The organism is Trichlorobacter thiogenes, from assembly GCF_900167465.1.
Taxonomy (GTDB): domain Bacteria; phylum Desulfobacterota; class Desulfuromonadia; order Geobacterales; family Pseudopelobacteraceae; genus Trichlorobacter; species Trichlorobacter thiogenes.
In genome coordinates, this window is record NZ_FUWR01000001.1 from 265311 (window position 1) to 281618 (window position 16308).

The 16308-nt window shown below is 55.7% G+C and carries 15 protein-coding genes; 13 read left to right on the top strand and 2 right to left on the bottom strand.

Annotation, left to right across the window (positions count from 1 at the left end):
* The first annotated feature begins 46 nt into the window (after nt 1-46).
* The 9 genes from B5D39_RS01265 to B5D39_RS01305 all read left to right on the top strand — a co-directional run bounded on the left by B5D39_RS01265 (nt 47) and on the right by B5D39_RS01305 (nt 11208).
* Entirely contained in the window at nt 47-1735 is a 1689-nt protein-coding gene (locus B5D39_RS01265) for a transporter substrate-binding domain-containing protein (RefSeq protein ID WP_078788568.1), read from the top strand.
* A gap of 111 nt (nt 1736-1846) precedes the next feature.
* The gene (locus B5D39_RS01270) at nt 1847-2377 is read left to right on the top strand and encodes an O-acetyl-ADP-ribose deacetylase (RefSeq protein ID WP_139366640.1); all 531 of its coding nucleotides are present in this window, start codon (nt 1847-1849) and stop codon (nt 2375-2377) included.
* Nucleotides 2374-3603 carry an ABC transporter permease gene (locus B5D39_RS01275; RefSeq protein ID WP_078788570.1) on the top strand — a complete coding sequence of 410 codons (1230 nt, stop codon included), beginning with the start codon at nt 2374-2376 and terminating at the stop codon, nt 3601-3603. Before B5D39_RS01270 ends, B5D39_RS01275 begins: the two co-directional genes overlap by 4 nt.
* The gene (locus tag B5D39_RS01280; RefSeq protein WP_078788571.1) at nt 3596-4303 is read left to right on the top strand and encodes a response regulator transcription factor; all 708 of its coding nucleotides are present in this window, start codon (nt 3596-3598) and stop codon (nt 4301-4303) included. The genes B5D39_RS01275 and B5D39_RS01280 overlap by 8 nt, the downstream gene beginning before the upstream one ends.
* 2 nt (nt 4304-4305) lie before the next feature.
* Nucleotides 4306-4629, top strand: coding sequence for a YajD family HNH nuclease (locus tag B5D39_RS01285; protein ID WP_078788572.1), 324 nt, complete (start codon nt 4306-4308; stop codon nt 4627-4629).
* Nucleotides 4626-6536 carry a selenocysteine-specific translation elongation factor gene (gene selB, locus B5D39_RS01290; RefSeq protein WP_078788573.1) on the top strand — a complete coding sequence of 637 codons (1911 nt, stop codon included), beginning with the start codon at nt 4626-4628 and terminating at the stop codon, nt 6534-6536. The genes B5D39_RS01285 and selB overlap by 4 nt, the downstream gene beginning before the upstream one ends.
* A gap of 62 nt (nt 6537-6598) precedes the next feature.
* Nucleotides 6599-6901 (top strand): hypothetical protein, encoded by a 303-nt coding sequence (locus tag B5D39_RS01295; protein WP_078788574.1) that lies wholly within the window; start codon nt 6599-6601, stop codon nt 6899-6901.
* A 177-nt stretch (nt 6902-7078) separates the two neighbouring features.
* The gene (gene ppdK, locus B5D39_RS01300; protein WP_078788575.1) at nt 7079-9757 is read left to right on the top strand and encodes a pyruvate, phosphate dikinase; all 2679 of its coding nucleotides are present in this window, start codon (nt 7079-7081) and stop codon (nt 9755-9757) included.
* Nucleotides 9758-9852: 95 nt separating this feature from the next.
* On the top strand, nt 9853-11208 hold the full coding sequence (locus tag B5D39_RS01305) for an MATE family efflux transporter (protein WP_078788576.1): 1356 nt from the start codon (nt 9853-9855) through the stop codon (nt 11206-11208).
* A 170-nt stretch (nt 11209-11378) separates the two neighbouring features.
* On the opposite strand, the gene B5D39_RS01310 is transcribed toward B5D39_RS01305, so the two are convergent.
* Nucleotides 11379-11630, bottom strand: a complete 252-nt coding sequence (locus tag B5D39_RS01310) for a YheU family protein (RefSeq protein WP_244161319.1) — start codon at nt 11628-11630, stop codon at nt 11379-11381.
* 3 nt (nt 11631-11633) lie between these two features.
* Nucleotides 11634-12173, bottom strand: coding sequence for a YaeQ family protein (locus B5D39_RS01315; RefSeq protein WP_078788577.1), 540 nt, complete (start codon nt 12171-12173; stop codon nt 11634-11636).
* A gap of 171 nt (nt 12174-12344) precedes the next feature.
* Here B5D39_RS01315 and B5D39_RS01320 point away from each other — a divergent pair, with 171 nt between their 5' ends.
* From B5D39_RS01320 to B5D39_RS01335, 4 genes are all read left to right on the top strand, one after another.
* Nucleotides 12345-12779: a DUF4124 domain-containing protein gene (locus tag B5D39_RS01320; RefSeq protein WP_078788578.1), complete on the top strand. Its 435-nt coding sequence runs from the start codon at nt 12345-12347 to the stop codon at nt 12777-12779.
* Between the two features lie 81 nt (nt 12780-12860).
* On the top strand, nt 12861-15317 hold the full coding sequence (locus B5D39_RS01325) for an Hsp70 family protein (RefSeq protein ID WP_078788579.1): 2457 nt from the start codon (nt 12861-12863) through the stop codon (nt 15315-15317).
* Nucleotides 15317-15604 (top strand): hypothetical protein, encoded by a 288-nt coding sequence (locus B5D39_RS01330; RefSeq protein WP_078788580.1) that lies wholly within the window; start codon nt 15317-15319, stop codon nt 15602-15604. Before B5D39_RS01325 ends, B5D39_RS01330 begins: the two co-directional genes overlap by 1 nt.
* Nucleotides 15601-16284, top strand: coding sequence for a hypothetical protein (locus B5D39_RS01335; protein ID WP_078788581.1), 684 nt, complete (start codon nt 15601-15603; stop codon nt 16282-16284). The genes B5D39_RS01330 and B5D39_RS01335 overlap by 4 nt, the downstream gene beginning before the upstream one ends.
* The last annotated feature ends 24 nt before the right edge of the window (nt 16285-16308 follow it).

Consider the following 16308-nt stretch of genomic DNA (forward strand, 5'->3'; position numbering starts at 1 on the left):
TGGTGATCAGGTTGTATTTTTTCAGCTATCAGCTACACTTGGTCCCATGCAACGATTACGCATACCAATCATATTCCTGTTCCTGAGTCTCTGTTTTCAGGTCAGCGCCCTTGCCAAGACCATCATCGTGGGCGGCGATCGGGACTATCCCCCCTATGAATTCCTTGATTCAAGCGGAAAACCCACCGGTTACAATGTAGAGCTGACCAAGGCCATCGCCGAGGTAATGGGCCTGCAGGTAGAGTTCCGGCTGGGGGGCTGGTCTGAGCAGTTGCGGGATCTGAAGGAAGGCAGGATCGACCTGTTGCAGGGGATTTCCTGGTCTGAACAGCGGGCCACCCAGATTGACTTCACCCCGCCCCACACCGTTGTCAACCACGCCATCTTTGCCCGCAAGGAGTCACCTGTTGTCAGCTCACTGACCGAGTTGAAGGGCAAAAAAGTCACCCTGCACCGCGACGGGATCATGCATGAGCAACTGCTCCGCCAGGGCTACGGCCCGGATCTGGTACCCACCCCCACCCCGGCCGATGCGTTGCGGCTGCTGGCTTCAGGGCAATGCGACTACGCCGTGGTTGCCATCGTGCCGGGTATGTATATCATCCGCGAATACAAACTAACCAATCTGGTGCCGGTGGCCCGCAGTATCGCTTCACAGAAATACGGCTACGGGGTTCGTAAGGACAATGCTGAACTGCTAGCCAAGATGACCGAAGGGCTGGCAATCCTGAAAAAAACCGGCCAGTATGACGCTATCCATGCCAAATGGCTGGGGGTACTGGAGCCTGAAGGGCTTGCACTGGGCAAGGTGATCAAGCTGGCCGCTCTGGTGCTTACGCCGCTGGTGCTGGTACTGGGGGGAATGGCGTTCTGGTCCCGCTCTTTGCATAAACAGGTTGCTCTGCGCACCGCTGACCTGACCCATGAGATTGCTGAACGGACCGCTGCCGAGCAGGAACTGCGGCGCAACCAGCAGCAGTTGGTGCAGGCCGACAAAATGGCAGCCCTGGGGGTACTGGTCTCCGGGGTGGCCCATGAGATCAACAATCCCAACGGACTGATTTTACTTAATATGCCTATTCTGAAGGATGTCTGTAATGATGCCCTGGCGGCCCTTGAGCAGCAGCAGAACCAGATTGAACTGGGCGGCCTGTCGTTTAACCGTGTCAAGGACGAGCTACCCCTGATGCTGGATGAGATGCAGGACGGAGCACGACGGATCAAGCGGATTGTGGAGGACCTGAAGGACTTTGCCCGTCAGGATGATGCTGCCCTGATGGAGCCGCTGGAACTGAATCAGGTGACCCAGGCTGCGGTGCGGCTGGTGGATCGCTCTTTACGCACGGCAACCAACCGGTTTGAGGCTGAGTACACCGAACCGCTGCCGATGATACAGGGCAACAGCCAGCGGATTGAACAGGTACTGGTCAACCTGCTGCTGAACGCCTGCCAGGCATTAACCGACCAGAATCGTGGTGTTTTCCTGCGCACCTTTATCGATCATGCAACCAATAGTGTAGGAGTTTTAGTCCGGGACGAAGGTTGTGGCATTGCGCCCGAGCATCTGGACCGCCTGACTGACCCGTTCTTCACCACCAAGCGGGAGAGCGGTGGCACCGGTCTGGGGCTGTCGGTCTCGACCGGGATCGTCAAGGAACATGGCGGCAGTCTGTTGTTTTCCTCACCACCTGGCCAGGGGACCACGGTCACATTACTGCTACCTATTACCCAGTAACAAACAAAGCTAAGTGCTTTGGCACGCAGAACAACTGCTTTTCCCAGGGGAATTGACAGCATGCGGTGATCAGGCCTATGCTGTCGCTATTACACGATGAGGAATACAGGTATGCCATCCGCAATCATAGAGATCATCCAGGGCGATATCATCACATTAGCGGTTGATGCCATTGTCAATGCTGCCAATAACACCCTGCTGGGTGGTGGCGGTGTGGATGGTGCCATCCACAAGGCTGCCGGTCCCCGGTTGGTGCAGGAATGCGCCAGCCTGGGGGGCTGCCCGACTGGCGAAGCGCGCATTACCAAGGGGTACAACCTGCCTGCCCGGTTTGTGATCCACACCGTAGGGCCGGTCTGGACCGACGGGACAAAGGGCGAGCCGGAGCTACTGGCGGCATCGTACCGGAACAGCTTTGCGCTGGCCCGTCAGCACGCTATTCGCAGTATCGCCTTTCCAGCCATCAGTTGTGGGGTGTTTGGCTATCCCATGAAACAGGGTGCGGCCATTGCCCTGCAGGAGTCACTTTTGGCCGCCCAATCCGGCGATTTTGACCGGATTATCCTGATCCAGTACAGTGTCCCGGCCCTTGAATGTTTTCAGGCCGTTGCCCGGCAACTGGCGATCCCCTTCCATCCATGAGCAACGTTATCCAGGCATTGCGCATCGCCCTGCGGGCCTTGCGGATCAACAAGATGCGTTCCTTCCTGACCATGCTGGGGATCATTATCGGCATTGCGGCGGTGATCGCCATGATGGCGGTCGGTTCCGGCGCCAGCTATGTCATCTCGCAGCAGATAGCCAGTATCGGCAGTAATATCCTGCTGGTTTTGCCCGGTTCCATGACCAGTGGTGGTCTGCGTACCGGTAGCGGTGGGGTGCAGACCCTGAAGGCAGATGATGCCAGGGCCATGATGAGCGAATGCCCTTCGGTTGACCTTGCCGCATCGGTGGTGCGCAGCTCCGGCCAGATCGTCTACGGCAACCAGAACTGGTCCACCCTGCTGATGGGCACCACGCCGGAGCTGTTTATCATCCGTGAATGGCCGCCAGCCATTGGACGCAGCATTACCAGCTCGGACAATGATGGCGCTGCCAAGGTCTGTCTGATCGGCCGTACCATTGCCCAGAACCTGTTTGGCGCAGAAGATCCGCTGGGCAAGATGATCAGGATCAAGAAGGTGCCGTTTACGGTGATCGGTGTGCTGGAGGGGAAAGGGCAATCGCCCCAGGGCACTGACCAGGATGATGTGATCTTTGTGCCGCTACGCACGGCCCAGCGTAAATTGATGGGCAGCCAGTTCCCGGACACGGTCGGTTCCATTCTGGTTAAGGCCAAGAGCGAAGAACAGCTTCCCAAGGCTGAAAAAGAGATCAATGACCTGCTGAACCAGCGTCATCGCACCAGTAATAGCAAAGAACCTGATTTTACGGTGCGTAACCTCTCAGAAATACTGGCCGTGGCAGAACAATCCTCCAAGGCGATGTCACTGCTGCTGGGGGCGGTTGCCTCCATCTCCCTGATTGTTGGTGGTATCGGTATTATGAACATCATGTTGGTCTCGGTCACGGAACGGACCCGAGAGATCGGCATCAGAATGGCGATTGGGGCCAAAAAGAACGATATCCTGCTGCAATTTTTGACTGAAGCGGTACTTTTAACGGTCATGGGCGGCCTGATTGGTATCGCCCTCGGGGCTGGCGGCGCCACGGTGGTATCCCGTATCCTCTCATGGCCTACCCTGATTTCCCCCCTTTCCATTACGGTCGCCGTGCTGTTTTCCGGCGCCGTGGGGATCTTTTTTGGTTTCTATCCGGCCCGCAAGGCTGCCGGTCTGAACCCGATTGAGGCGTTACGGTATGAGTGATGACAAACCACGTATCATGCTGGTGGAAGATGAGCTGCATCTGGCACGGGGGATCTGTTTTAACCTGGAGCTTGATGGCTATGTGGTCAGCCATTTTGACCGGGGCGAGACTGCGCTGGAGGCGTTGCGAGTGGAACGCTGCAATCTGATTATTCTTGATGTGATGCTGCCCGGCATGGATGGTTTTCAGGTCTGCAAGGAGATGAGGGAGCTTGATTCACGGGTGCCGATCCTGATGCTCACCGCCCGCTCTGAAGATGTGGACCGGGTCAGTGGTCTTGAGAGTGGCGCGGATGATTACCTGACCAAGCCGTTTAACCTGGCCGAGTTTCTGCTGCGGGTCAAAGGAATGCTGCGCCGTTCCTCCTGGTACCGTCCTGATCCGGTGGAAGAAGGCTACCAGTTTGGTGTCAACGAGGCCTACCTGCTCTCTTATCGGGCCAAGACCGCCCAGGGCGAGATCGATCTGACCGAGATGGAGGTGCGGGTGTTGTCACTCTTCTTTCAGCGGGAAGGACAGGTGATTCCCCGTGGTGAACTGCTGGAATCGGTCTGGGGTTACAGCTCTGACACCGAGACCCGTACCTTGGACAACTTTGTGGTGCGGCTGCGTAAGTATTTTGAGCCAGACCCGACCCGTCCGACCCACTTCCTGACCGTGCGCGGGGTGGGTTACCGTTTTTCCCGTAGTGGAGCCTGATCATGCCCCCGCGTCGTCCCCAATCCCGTAAACTCCCTTCTGCTGAAGAACTCAGTCAGTTGGTCAATCAACTGAAATCAGGTAATAAACCCACTAATGCCAACTACCGCGAGCAATCCCTCAAGATCCACGGTTGGATCTGCGCCAAGTGTGGCCGGGAATTTGAACGGGAAAATCTGCAACTGCTGACCGTCCACCACAAGGACGGTAATCACCACAATAATCCCCCCAATGGTTCAAACTGGGAAAATCTCTGCGTCTATTGTCATGATGATGAGCATAGCCGTCTAATTCTGGCGGAGTATCTGAACGGAACCAAACCATGAAACACCTGATCCTCGGCACAGCCGGACATATTGACCACGGCAAGACCTCGTTGGTTAAGGCACTGACTGGTACTGATACCGACCGGCTGAAGGAAGAGAAGGCCCGTGGCATCACGATTGAGCTGGGTTTTGCCCACCTGCAGCTGCCGGGTGGGATTGAGTTTGGCGTGGTGGATGTGCCGGGCCATGAGAAGTTTGTGCGGGCCATGGTGGCCGGTGTGGCCGGCATGGATCTGGTGATGCTGGTGATTGCTGCGGACGAGGGGATCATGCCCCAGACCCGTGAACACCTGGATATCCTGCGGCTGTTGGGGGTGCATACCGGTCTGGTGGCATTGACCAAGTCCGATATGGTGGAGCCGGATTGGCTGCCGCTGGTGCAGGAAGAGGTGCGGGAGTTTGTGGAAGGTACCTTTCTGGAGACTGCCCCGATTATTCCGGTTTCCTCCAAAACAGGGGCCGGTCTGGATGACCTGAAGGCAGAGCTGGCACGTCTGGCTGAGGGTGCAGCGGAAAAGAAGCGGGACGGTGCCTTTCGGCTGCCGGTGGATCGGGTCTTTACGGTGGCCGGTTTTGGCACCGTGGTAACCGGTACCCTGCTGGCCGGTGAGATCAAGCTGGGCGATGAGCTGGAGTTGCTGCCGCGGAAGGTCACCGGTCGGGTGCGGGGTATTCAGGCCCACGGCGCCAGGACAGAGGTCGGGCAGGCAGGTCAACGGCTGGCAGTGAACCTGCAGGGGATCGATCTGGATCAGGCCCATCGTGGTGATGTGGTGGTTCCAACCGGGATCTTCCGCACCAGCCGCCGGGTGGATGTGCGGCTGGATCATCTGGCTTCGGCAAGCCGTGACCTGAAACATCGTTCAACAGTACGGTTCCATTCCGGCACCTCTGAGGTCACCGCCCAGATTATCCTGCTGGAACATGATGCCCTGCCGCCGGGCCAGAGCGGCTATGCCCAGTTACGGTTGGATCAACCGCTGCTACTGGTGTCAGGAGATCCGTACCTGATCCGGGCCACTTCACCCTCGATTACCATTGGCGGCGGCATCGTGCTTGACCCGTTTCCTCCGGCGCGCCGACGGCGCAGTGAAGATGCCCTGCGGTTGCTGGTGTCGCTGGATGCAGCAGAACATCAGCGCACCTGCGGCCTGATTGTTGCCCAGGCACTGCTGTCCGGTGTCTCATTTGATGAGATCGTGCTGCGCTCCGGTATTGCCCGCAAGCAGGCTGAGGCCGCTTTGCAGGGGCTGTTGACGACAGGCGAAATTATACAGATGACCCGTGAGCCGCGTATCTTTCTGGCCAGGTCTGCTGTTGCCAGCCTGAAGCAGTTGCTGGTGGATGAGTTATCCGGCTATCTTGCGGCCAATCCACTTAAGAATGGCATCGGCAAGGAAGAGTTGAAGACCCGTATCCCCAGGCGCAGTGATCAGCGTTTTTTTGCCCCGCTGCTGGCAGAGCTGGAAAAAGAGGGCGCACTGCTTGCCGACCGGGAGTTGGTCCGGCCGGTTGGGATAAAAAAACAGACGGGTGCGCACTCTTCAGGGCTTGGCACCAGAATCTGTAAGCTGCTGGCAGAGCATGGGATTGAGCCGCCCACCATCAGGGAGCTTGGTGACGCACTGCGTTGTACAGAAAAAGAGGTCCGGAATCACCTGGCAGCCTTGGTTCGTGAGGGTTTGGCGGCACGGGTTTCGGGAGATATCTTCTATGATGCCAAGGTGTTGGATGGTATTCGAGATCAGTTGACCAGTCATCTCAAGGCAAAGGGCGAAATCATTCCTGCTGAATTTCGTGAGCTGACCGGGCTTTCACGCAAGTTTATGATTCCACTGCTTGAATTCTTTGATAATGAAAAGCTGACTATCCGGGTTGGTGACAAGCGTATTTTAAGAAAGCGCTAGCACTTGCTTTTATGAAAATCCACGGTACAGTTGTGCCATCACGTCATTTTGAGGAGGATTAAATGAAAGCTGGAGCACTGATTGTTTGCGGTATGGCACTGCTGATGCTGGCTGGCTGCGGTAAAACCAAAGAGACGTATGAAAAGAGTTTTAAAGACTCCTTCAAGACCAGTTTTGTTAAATCCTGTACCGAAAGTGCCAAGAAGGGCGGCCTCAAGGAGGATCAGGCCAAGGCTAAATGTGACTGCGTGGGCACCTATCTGGTGGGTAAATATTCATCCATTGAACTTACCAAATTGTCTGCCAATACTGAATCCGCCTCAAGTAAGCAGATCTTTGATGAGGCCATTAACTCCTGTAAATAGCCGTGCTATTTTCAAGGGTTATTAGTTGCGGGGCGCTACGTGCGCCCCTTTTATTTTCTGGTACAATAAAGGCTTGAGAATTTGCCGCAAATCGTATAGATTCTATAAGTTGTTGATTATACTAATAATAAAACCTTTTCATGGATAGTAAAACCGATCTAATTCAAGGAGGACGCAATGGCAGAGAAGTACGTGTACTTTTTCGGGAATGGCAAGGCTGAAGGCCGGGCCGACATGAAGAATCTGTTGGGCGGCAAAGGGGCCAACCTGGCCGAGATGACCAGCATCGGGTTGCCGGTGCCGCCGGGCTTTACCATCAGCACCGATGTTTGTACCTACTATTATGCCAATGGCGAAACCTATCCAACCTCGTTAAATGATGAAGTTGAAGCCAACCTGAAGCAGGTTGAAGCGATTATGGACCGTGTTTTTGGTGATGCCAAAAACCCGCTGCTGGTTTCGGTCCGTTCCGGCGCCAGGGCCTCCATGCCCGGCATGATGGATACCATCCTGAATCTGGGTCTGAATAACACAACAGTACAGGGGATCATTGCCCAGTCCGGCGATGAGCGCTTTGCCTATGATGCCTACCGCCGCTTTGTACAGATGTATGCCGATGTTGTGATGGGGATGGATAAGCATGCCCTTGAGCATCTGCTGGAGCTGAAAAAGGCAGAGAAAAATGTCCATCTGGATACCGATCTGACCGCTGCAGACTGGAAGGATCTGGTGGCCCAGTTCAAGGCCAAGATCAAGCAAGACCTTGGACAAGAGTTTCCTGAAGATCCCAAGCAGCAGCTGTGGGGCGCCATCGGCGCGGTGTTCGGTTCCTGGATGAACCAGCGCGCCATCACCTACCGCAAGCTGAACAACATCCCGGCTGATTGGGGCACTGCCGTTAACGTGCAGTCCATGGTCTACGGTAACATGGGCGAGGATTGCGCCACCGGCGTGGCCTTTACCCGTGACCCCTCCACCGGCGACAACTACTTCTATGGTGAGTATCTGGTCAATGCCCAGGGCGAGGATGTGGTGGCCGGTATCCGCACACCGCAGCCGATCAACAACCACCAGAAAAAGCCGGGCGACCTGCCTTCCATGGAAGACGTGCTGCCTGAATGCTACAAGCAACTGGCTGATATCAGAAACATTCTTGAGAAGCATTACAAGGATATGCAGGATATCGAGTTTACCATTGAAAAGGGCAAGCTGTTCATGCTCCAGACCCGTAACGGCAAGCGGACCGCCACCGCTGCCATCAAGGTTGCCGTTGATATGGTGCAGGAAGGGCTGATTGATGAAAAGACCGCTGTGCTGCGGGTGGCTCCTTCACAGCTTGACCAGCTGCTGCACCCCTCCCTTGATCCCAAGGCGGAGAAAAAGGTGATCGCCAAAGGTCTGCCTGCCTCCCCCGGCGCTGCCGGTGGTACGGTTGTCTTTACTGCTGATGAGGCAGAAGAACTGGCCAAGAACGGCAAGAAGGTGATTCTGGTTCGGATCGAGACCTCACCAGAAGATATCCACGGCATGCATGCGGCCCAGGGCATTCTGACCGCCCGTGGCGGCATGACCTCCCACGCTGCTGTGGTTGCCCGTGGCATGGGCAAGTGCTGCGTTGCCGGTTGCGGCGATATCAAGGTTAACTATGCCGATCAGTCCTTTGTTGCCAAAGACGGCGTTGTGGTTAAAAAGGGGGATATGATCACCCTGGACGGCTCCACCGGACAGGTTATGCTGGGTGAAGTCAAGACCGTACCGCCGCAACTGACCGGTGACTTTGGCAAGCTGATGGTCTGGGTTGACCAGTTCCGTAAGCTGAAGGTCCGCACCAACGCCGATACCCCCCACGATGCCAAGGTGGCCCGTGAGTTTGGCGCTGAAGGGATCGGCCTTTGCCGTACCGAGCATATGTTCTTTGAGGCTGAGCGGATCGCCGCCGTGCGTGAGATGATTCTGTCTGCTGATGTTGAGGGTCGTGAGAAGGCGCTGGCCAAGATTCTGCCAATGCAAAAGGGCGATTTTATTGGCCTCTTCCGTGAGATGAAGGGGCTGCCGGTTACCATCCGTCTGCTTGATCCGCCACTGCATGAATTCCTGCCCCAGGAAGATAAGGATATCAACGAACTGGCCATTACCATGAAGGTTCCGGCCCAGACCCTGAAGGCCAAGGTGGAGTTCCTGCATGAGTTCAACCCGATGCTGGGCCATCGTGGCTGCCGTCTGGGGATCACCTATCCTGAGATCTACGACATGCAGGTGCGGGCCATCATGGAAGCTGCCTGTGAGTTAGTTAAAAATGAAGGCTTCTCCATTGTACCGGAGATCATGATTCCGCTGATCGCCACCGTGAAGGAGCTGGCCGTATTGAAGGCCAACGCCGTTAAGATTTGCGATGAAGTGATTGCCCAATATGGCGTTAAGCTGGAGTACCTGATCGGCACCATGATCGAACTGCCCCGCGCAGCCCTGACCGCTGACGAGATCGCGGTTGAGGCAGAGTTCTTCTCCTACGGCACCAACGACCTGACCCAGACCACCTTTGGTCTGTCCCGTGACGATGCCGGTCGGTTCCTGCCGTTCTATGTGGATGCAGGCATTCTGCCGGAAGATCCGTTTGTCTCCCTGGATCAGAACGGCGTCGGTCAACTGGTCAAGATGGGCTGCGAAAAAGGTCGTTCCACACGTCCCAACATCAAGCTGGGAATCTGCGGCGAGCATGGCGGTGATCCTGAATCGGTCATCTTCTGCCACAAGATCGGCCTGGATTATGTCTCCTGCTCACCATTCCGGGTGCCTATCGCCCGTTTGGCAGCAGCCCATGCCGCACTGGGTGGGGGCACTGATAATACCAAGTAACCTGGCCTGACGCATAACAACCAGAAAGGGCGGGATCGAGCTGATCCCGCCCTTTTTATTGACGCCTCCTGTCATCAGGGGCTACAGTTCTCCCCATGTCTGCCCTGCTGCGCCGCATATTCCCCTGTCTGGATGGTAAACCTGCCTCAATCCGCTGTTCGGTCTTCCGGCTCTCCATGCCGGTGCTGCTCTCTTCCCTGTTTCAACGTCTGGTTGCCATTGTTGATATCTTTCTGACCGGTGGCTTGGGGGCCTCGGCCATTGCCGCCACCGGGCTTGGTCAACTGCAAATATTCTGCATAATGACAATATTCTGGGGGCTGTCCACCGGCACCACCGTGGTGATCGCCCACCTGACCGGTGCGGGCCGACACGAAGATGCCAGGCGGGCTGCCGGTACTGCGGTGCTGTTCTGCCTGGGTTTGACTGCGATCGTTTCGCTGATCGGGGCCTATGGCGGTGGTGAGCTGGCTCGTCTGATGGGGGCAGCGCCAGAGGTACAGCGGTTGGCCCATGAGTATATCCGGCTGGTCTTTCTCTGGCTGGTCTGGACCACCGGGGTCAACATCCTCTCGGCCATTATGCACGGCGTGGGCAATACCCGCACCCCGATGGAAGGGATTCTGTTGGTTAACATCCTGCACGTACTGCTGGCCTGGCCGCTGATCTACGGCAAACTGGGGATGCCTGCACTGGGGGTTAAAGGGGCGGCAATCGCCATTAACTGCTCGGAATTCATCGGTTGCTCCTATCTGCTCTGGCAGGCATTCCGGCGTGGCTACCTGACCATCGGGCTGCCGGATCGGGAGCTGTTCAGCAGGATCTGGCAAGTGGGTTGGCCGGTGGCACTGGAACGGGTGGCCCAGCAATCCGGCCAGCTGGTCTACTCCAGCGTGGTGATCGCCTATGGCACCACCGCCTATGCTGCCCATCAGATCGGACTTTCCATTGAATCGCTCTCCTTTATGCCCGGTGCCGGGATGGGGATCGCTGCCGCCACTCTGATGGGGCAGTCGCTGGGGGCAAAGAAATACCAGCGTGCCCACGTTAGCCATGTCGAGGCGTTACGGCTGGCCCTGGTGGTGATGGGGGTCATGGCGTTGATTTTTCTGCTGATACCGCAGTATCTGGTGATGATCTTTACCCATGACCCGGAGGTGATCCGGCAAGGTTCAGTATTTCTGCGGATTGTGGCCTTTGCCCAGATTCCGCTGGCAATTTCCTTTGTCTATGCCGGTTCGCTGCGGGGTGCCGGGGATACCTTCTACGTCTTTATCGTGACGTTGCTCACCATGTGGGGGGTGCGGGTGCTGCTGGCCTGGATCGCCGGGCCGGTGCTGCACCTGTCACTGTATGCGGTCTGGGGGGTGTTTCTGGTGGATTGGTATGTGCGGGCCGCCGCCTTTGCCTGGCGGTATCACAAGCGGGATTTACATGGGGTAATGTTATAAGCCTAGAAAAGCAGTTGCACGCGGAGGCGCGGAGACGCGAAGAATAAAATATTTAGTTACGGTATGTTACTGTTTCATCTGTAGGGTTATTCCTTGTTTTCAGGTAACTACTTGATTTTCTCCGCGAGCTTCGCGGCTCCGCGTGAGTAACTGCCGTTTTCAGGATAAAACTACTGCACTGGGACAATATTCCAGCTTCCTGATGTCAGATCAAACAGTATCCGCGCCTGTCCGGCCTTCAACTGCTGCAATACCTGCTCAATCTTCTCCTCCAGGGTAAAACCGGCATCAGACAGCTCAGACCACTCCCGGCTGACAAAATCAGCCAGCAGGGCCTGCAGGATCTCTGGATCAATCCGTTCCAACGGGATCTCAACACCCTCTTCTGTTGCATCAGCCCGGTATTGTTCATCTTCCACCATCAGCTAGCCCTGTGCATAACGTTTGGGTGTCGTTTCCAACGTCTCGTTGCCGTCCTGCAGGTAGAGGTTGCCTTCGGTTATGGTGATTGACCAGGTAACAGCACGCTTAAGTCGGCTAACCAGTTGGTTGATAAACTCCTGTTCCAGGATGATGACCGTGATATTGCTGCTGTTAATCAGCTTGTCCAGATGCTGGCGTTCCCAACCGGGCAGCTTTGCACCAAAGGCAACCAGTGCCACCTGATCAGCATGCCGCCGGGCCTTCAGCAGCCGCTCAGGATCAGGCAGGCCCACCTCAATCCATGATCTGATCCGGTCGTCCGGCGCCTTTGACCAGAGATCCGGCTCATCCCCCTCACTGATCCCCTTGGTAAAGACAAGCCCCTCTTCATACAGCAGGGCATAGGCCAGCAGTCTGCCCACCAACCGCTCCTCGGTCTCAGACGGGTGACGGGCCGCCGTGGCCTGCAGGGTTTCATAGATACCGCGATCAAGATCGGAAAGCTGGATAGTTGCCTTATATATGGTTACCGGTAATGCCATCTGGCAGATACTCCTTGGTCTGTTGGTGGGCTACAGTATCACGGACAACCTGAATGGTGCGTAAAAACTGGTCTGCGGCAGATTCAGCACTAAAACCGGACTTTTAGCTTGATGATTACATGGTTATGGGTAGTATTGGTGTAGGCCAACCGCCCTGTTAAAGGATAGCCCATGAAAAAACTGATCCTGTTCTTACTTCTGCTGGCAACAGCAGCCCACGCAGAAACCTACAAATGGACTGACAGTGCCGGCACAATACACTTTTCAGAATCTCTGGCAGAGGTTCCGGCCAGCTACCGCAAGAGCGCCAGACCGCTGGGGATCAGTACCTCGACAGCCAGCCCGGCTGCCACTTCCGGCTCCACAAAAAGCAGTAATGACTTCAGCGGTGTAGAAAATCTGAAAGAACGGATGCTGCAGGATCAAGGGGCGATGGAGCAGATCCGCGCCTTGCAAAATGATCCTGAAATGCAGGCCCTGTTGAGCGATCCTAATGTCATACGGGCAGTACAATCAGGTGATTACAGCGTGCTGGTCAATAATCCTTCCTTTTTACGGCTGCTTAATAATCCACGGGTTAAAGAGATAGGGAAGCGGATGCAGTAGGCAACAAAATACCGATTAATCAGGAGAATATCCTGATTTGCCACCATCTTTATTGAAGAAAATACGGAGAATCATCTGTTTATGAAAAGTATGTATATCGGCATTGATCTTGGTACGACCAATTCAACAATCGCATCCTTTGACGGAGAGGCCGTAAACGTGATTGCCAATCCGTTCGGTGAAAATCTGACGCCTTCCGTGGTCAGAATCGACCCGCGGGGTGGTACCACGATAGGCCGGCGTGCCTACCGTTTTTTGGAAAGTGACCCGCTTAATACCCGCAGTGAGTTTAAACGCCTGATGGGAACGGAGACAAAACTGGAGTTTCCGATGGCGCAACAATCGTTTCTGCCTGAAGAACTTTCAGCACAGGTGCTTTCATCACTTTTGTCCGATGCCAGCGATCTGCTCGGCTACCAACCGAAAAAGGCCGTCATTTCGACCCCGGCACTTTTTGAGCTTCCGCAGAATCATGCCACCGTGCAGGCCGGTAAACTGGCCGGGCTGGAAGAGGTGGTGCTTATTCAAGAGCCGATTGCAAGCGCTATTGCGGCAGGGTGGCGGAAAGAACTGGGCGGCATGTGGCTTATCTTCGATCTTGGCGGCGGCACCCTTGATGTCTCGCTTCTGGAGACAAAAGATGAGCGGCTACGAGTGGTTGACCACGGCGGCGACAATTTTCTCGGGGGCAAGGATTTTGACAATGCCATGGTTGACTGGGCATTAGCGAAGCTGCATGAACAGTTTGGCCTGAGCGAGGTCCGGCGTGACAATCCTGAGAGCCGATCCATTCTGAACCGGTTGAAGGCAGCCTGTGAACAGACGAAGATTGAGTTGTCCCGTGTACAGAGGTCCATGATATCAGTGCCGGAACTGTGCCGCGACGCAGCGGGCAACAGTGTGGAGGTTGAGCTTGAGATAACGCGGGCCGATTATGAGGCGCTGATAGAATCGCTGGTGGCGCGCGGTCTTGCGGTCTGTTTAGCATTGTTGGAAAAGGCAAAAGTAACACCGGACGAAATCATTCATGTTGTCTTTGTTGGTGGCCCAACGTTGACACCGTTGTTGCGGCAACGGATAGGCGATGCTTTTGGTGGTCGAATCGCCGAAGGTATTGATCCAATGACTATTGTTGCACGGGGGGCAGCGCTCTATGCGGCAACCGCCGGTCTTGATGCCCGGCCAAACGAACCGGCAGCGCAGCAGCCTGCCGGGCTTGCCGTCCGGGTTGAATACCCGCCTGTTACCGCCGATGCCGAACCGTTTGTGGTTGGGCGCTTCATTCCCGGACCGGACGAATTGCTGCCGGCAAAAGTCCTTATTAAACGGGATGATAGCCAGTTTAGCACCCCTGAAGCAACAGTCACCGCCGAAGGAACCTTTGTCCTGCAGCTTCAGCTTCAGAGACATGTGCGGAATCTCTTTCACCTTAGCGCATTCAGTGAGACCGGTGCGCCTATCCCGATTCAAGCGCCTGATTTCGCTATTGTGCATGGGGTTTCCATTGCAGACCCGCCGCTGTCACGATCAGTGGGCGTTGCCCTCTCCGACGACACCGTGCATGTCTATTTCAAGAAAGGCACGGCCCTTCCTGCGCGCAAAACCTTTGCCCACCAGACCATCAGAACGGTAGTGGCGGGAAGTGCAGAAGACCTGCTCTCGGTTCCCATTATTCAGGGAGAATTCCACCGCGCCCACCGCAACGGACTGATCGGCACCCTGACCATTGGTGGCGTGAAGCAAACCTTACCAGCGGGGAGCCGTATGGAGGTCACGCTCCATCTTGACCGCTCCGGGCAGATGCAGGCCCGGGCTGATATTCCCTCAATCGGCCAGAGCTTTGAAAACATTGTCCATATTCTGGTCCCAACCGCCACACTTGAAACGCTGGAACAGGGGCTGGCATCGACTGAAAAGCGCTCGGCTGATCTGCTGCGTAAAGGGTTTTCCAGCGGCGAAAAATCAGCAGTAAAAATACTGGAATCAGTGCCGGGGCTGATGTTGGAGGCTCGCCGCTGCATTGAATCAGCTCGTGGTGACGACCCTGATGCGCAGCAGCGGTTGCATCGTTTGCTGAACGAAATAGACTCAGCGCTTGATGCTGCAGAAGAAGCATTCGAGTGGCCGCAACTGGTTAATGAGGCGAACGAACAGATCCAGATTGCGATGGCGTGGGTGTCGGGCTGGGGGACACCTGCAGAGCAGCGCTTGCTTGACCAGGCCATGGAAAAAGCTTCTACAGCACTTCAGACAGCGGACGCCCTTGAACTTGATCGACAGGTCAAGTCGATCAAAGCGGTAACCCTGGCGGCAGTAAACCGCAATCCAGAATCGGTCTATTATGATTTTGAATGGTATGTGGAAAATATCACCCTTGCCACCGATCTGCCCCGCGCAACAGAGCTGATCAACAAGGGCCGTGGTGCAGCCAGCAACCGTGACCGCGATGCGTTGCGGGCCATCAATCGGCAGCTGTATCCCCTTTTCCCCGGTACAGAAGAAGAACGAAGCAAAAGTTACGGTTCTGGAGTGCATTAATGCCTGAAAAGAATCTTGCTGCAGAAAATATGCTGCGGCGGCATCTGGCCAATCCGTTTCTTGTGCTTTCACTTCCGGTTGATGCGGGCATTGAGCAGATTGAGCGCCAGGGGCAGAAAATCCTGATGATGCTAGCGGCAGGCATGTCTGAATCCGCCTCGTACGAAACGCCACTTGGTACCCGTTCCCTGTCTGAAGAACTGGTGCGCGAGGCGATTGCAGAACTGCGCGATCCAGACCGGCGGCTGATCCATGAATGGTGGGCACGGGCCTGGAGGAAGCCATGAACATTGGCGCGATCCTGCTCATTATGTATCTCTTCAGCCGATTTTTTAAAAACAAGGAGACAACAAGCCCTGTAAGCATACTGGCCGGACAGGAAATCTCATCTCGGACCATCATTGTATCGGTCTACACGGTGGTCTTATTTTTTATTGTTACCTACACGACCATGGTGTACTGCCAGTCCTATCTGGATCAAATCCGCTCCAGCTGGCTTCGTGACATCGCATCGTTCCTTGTCTATATCGTCATCCCCATCATACTGCTTCGTTGCGTACCGCCCTGGCTGGCATGGCGGGTACTGCGTCATCTGGGGCATTCACTTCCCGCACGGTTTATCTTCTGGTTTACGCCTGGCAAGGGAAAGGCTGACCTGGTCGGTTTTGGCCGTCTGGTTGAGGCATCACGTGGACATGATCCCAGCGCCACAAAGCCTCCACCTTCAACGCTGAAGAAAAGACTCCGCGTTTTTTTTATGCTGGGCGAGCAGGAACCACAGGGAGACCTTGATGCCTGGGCAGTTGCAGCAGACGCCCTGTATGCAGAGATCTCCGGCGACACGCAAAAAGCGGGAAACTACAGACATTCCTTTAACCTGCTGCCCCGGCGCTCGCAAGTTCCCCGGCTGATACGGATCTTTGCCTTTGAACAGTTTGCCCTGCATGCCGCCCGGCGCGGTGCCTAGGGAACGGTTGACAACTGCGCTGCC

Excerpts from the sequence above, each read along its gene's own strand:
- B5D39_RS01265 (WP_078788568.1), top strand. The coding sequence starts at position 47 with ATGCAACGATTACGCATACCAATCATATTCCTGTTCCTGAGTCTCTGT.
- B5D39_RS01270 (WP_139366640.1), top strand. The coding sequence starts at position 1,847 with ATGCCATCCGCAATCATAGAGATCATCCAGGGCGATATCATCACATTA.
- B5D39_RS01275 (WP_078788570.1), top strand. The coding sequence starts at position 2,374 with ATGAGCAACGTTATCCAGGCATTGCGCATCGCCCTGCGGGCCTTGCGG.
- B5D39_RS01280 (WP_078788571.1), top strand. The coding sequence starts at position 3,596 with ATGAGTGATGACAAACCACGTATCATGCTGGTGGAAGATGAGCTGCAT.
- B5D39_RS01285 (WP_078788572.1), top strand. The coding sequence starts at position 4,306 with ATGCCCCCGCGTCGTCCCCAATCCCGTAAACTCCCTTCTGCTGAAGAA.
- selB (WP_078788573.1), top strand. The coding sequence starts at position 4,626 with ATGAAACACCTGATCCTCGGCACAGCCGGACATATTGACCACGGCAAG.
- B5D39_RS01295 (WP_078788574.1), top strand. The coding sequence starts at position 6,599 with ATGAAAGCTGGAGCACTGATTGTTTGCGGTATGGCACTGCTGATGCTG.
- ppdK (WP_078788575.1), top strand. The coding sequence starts at position 7,079 with ATGGCAGAGAAGTACGTGTACTTTTTCGGGAATGGCAAGGCTGAAGGC.
- B5D39_RS01305 (WP_078788576.1), top strand. The coding sequence starts at position 9,853 with ATGTCTGCCCTGCTGCGCCGCATATTCCCCTGTCTGGATGGTAAACCT.
- B5D39_RS01310 (WP_244161319.1), bottom strand. The coding sequence starts at position 11,630 with ATGGTGGAAGATGAACAATACCGGGCTGATGCAACAGAAGAGGGTGTT.
- B5D39_RS01315 (WP_078788577.1), bottom strand. The coding sequence starts at position 12,173 with ATGGCATTACCGGTAACCATATATAAGGCAACTATCCAGCTTTCCGAT.
- B5D39_RS01320 (WP_078788578.1), top strand. The coding sequence starts at position 12,345 with ATGAAAAAACTGATCCTGTTCTTACTTCTGCTGGCAACAGCAGCCCAC.
- B5D39_RS01325 (WP_078788579.1), top strand. The coding sequence starts at position 12,861 with ATGAAAAGTATGTATATCGGCATTGATCTTGGTACGACCAATTCAACA.
- B5D39_RS01330 (WP_078788580.1), top strand. The coding sequence starts at position 15,317 with ATGCCTGAAAAGAATCTTGCTGCAGAAAATATGCTGCGGCGGCATCTG.
- B5D39_RS01335 (WP_078788581.1), top strand. The coding sequence starts at position 15,601 with ATGAACATTGGCGCGATCCTGCTCATTATGTATCTCTTCAGCCGATTT.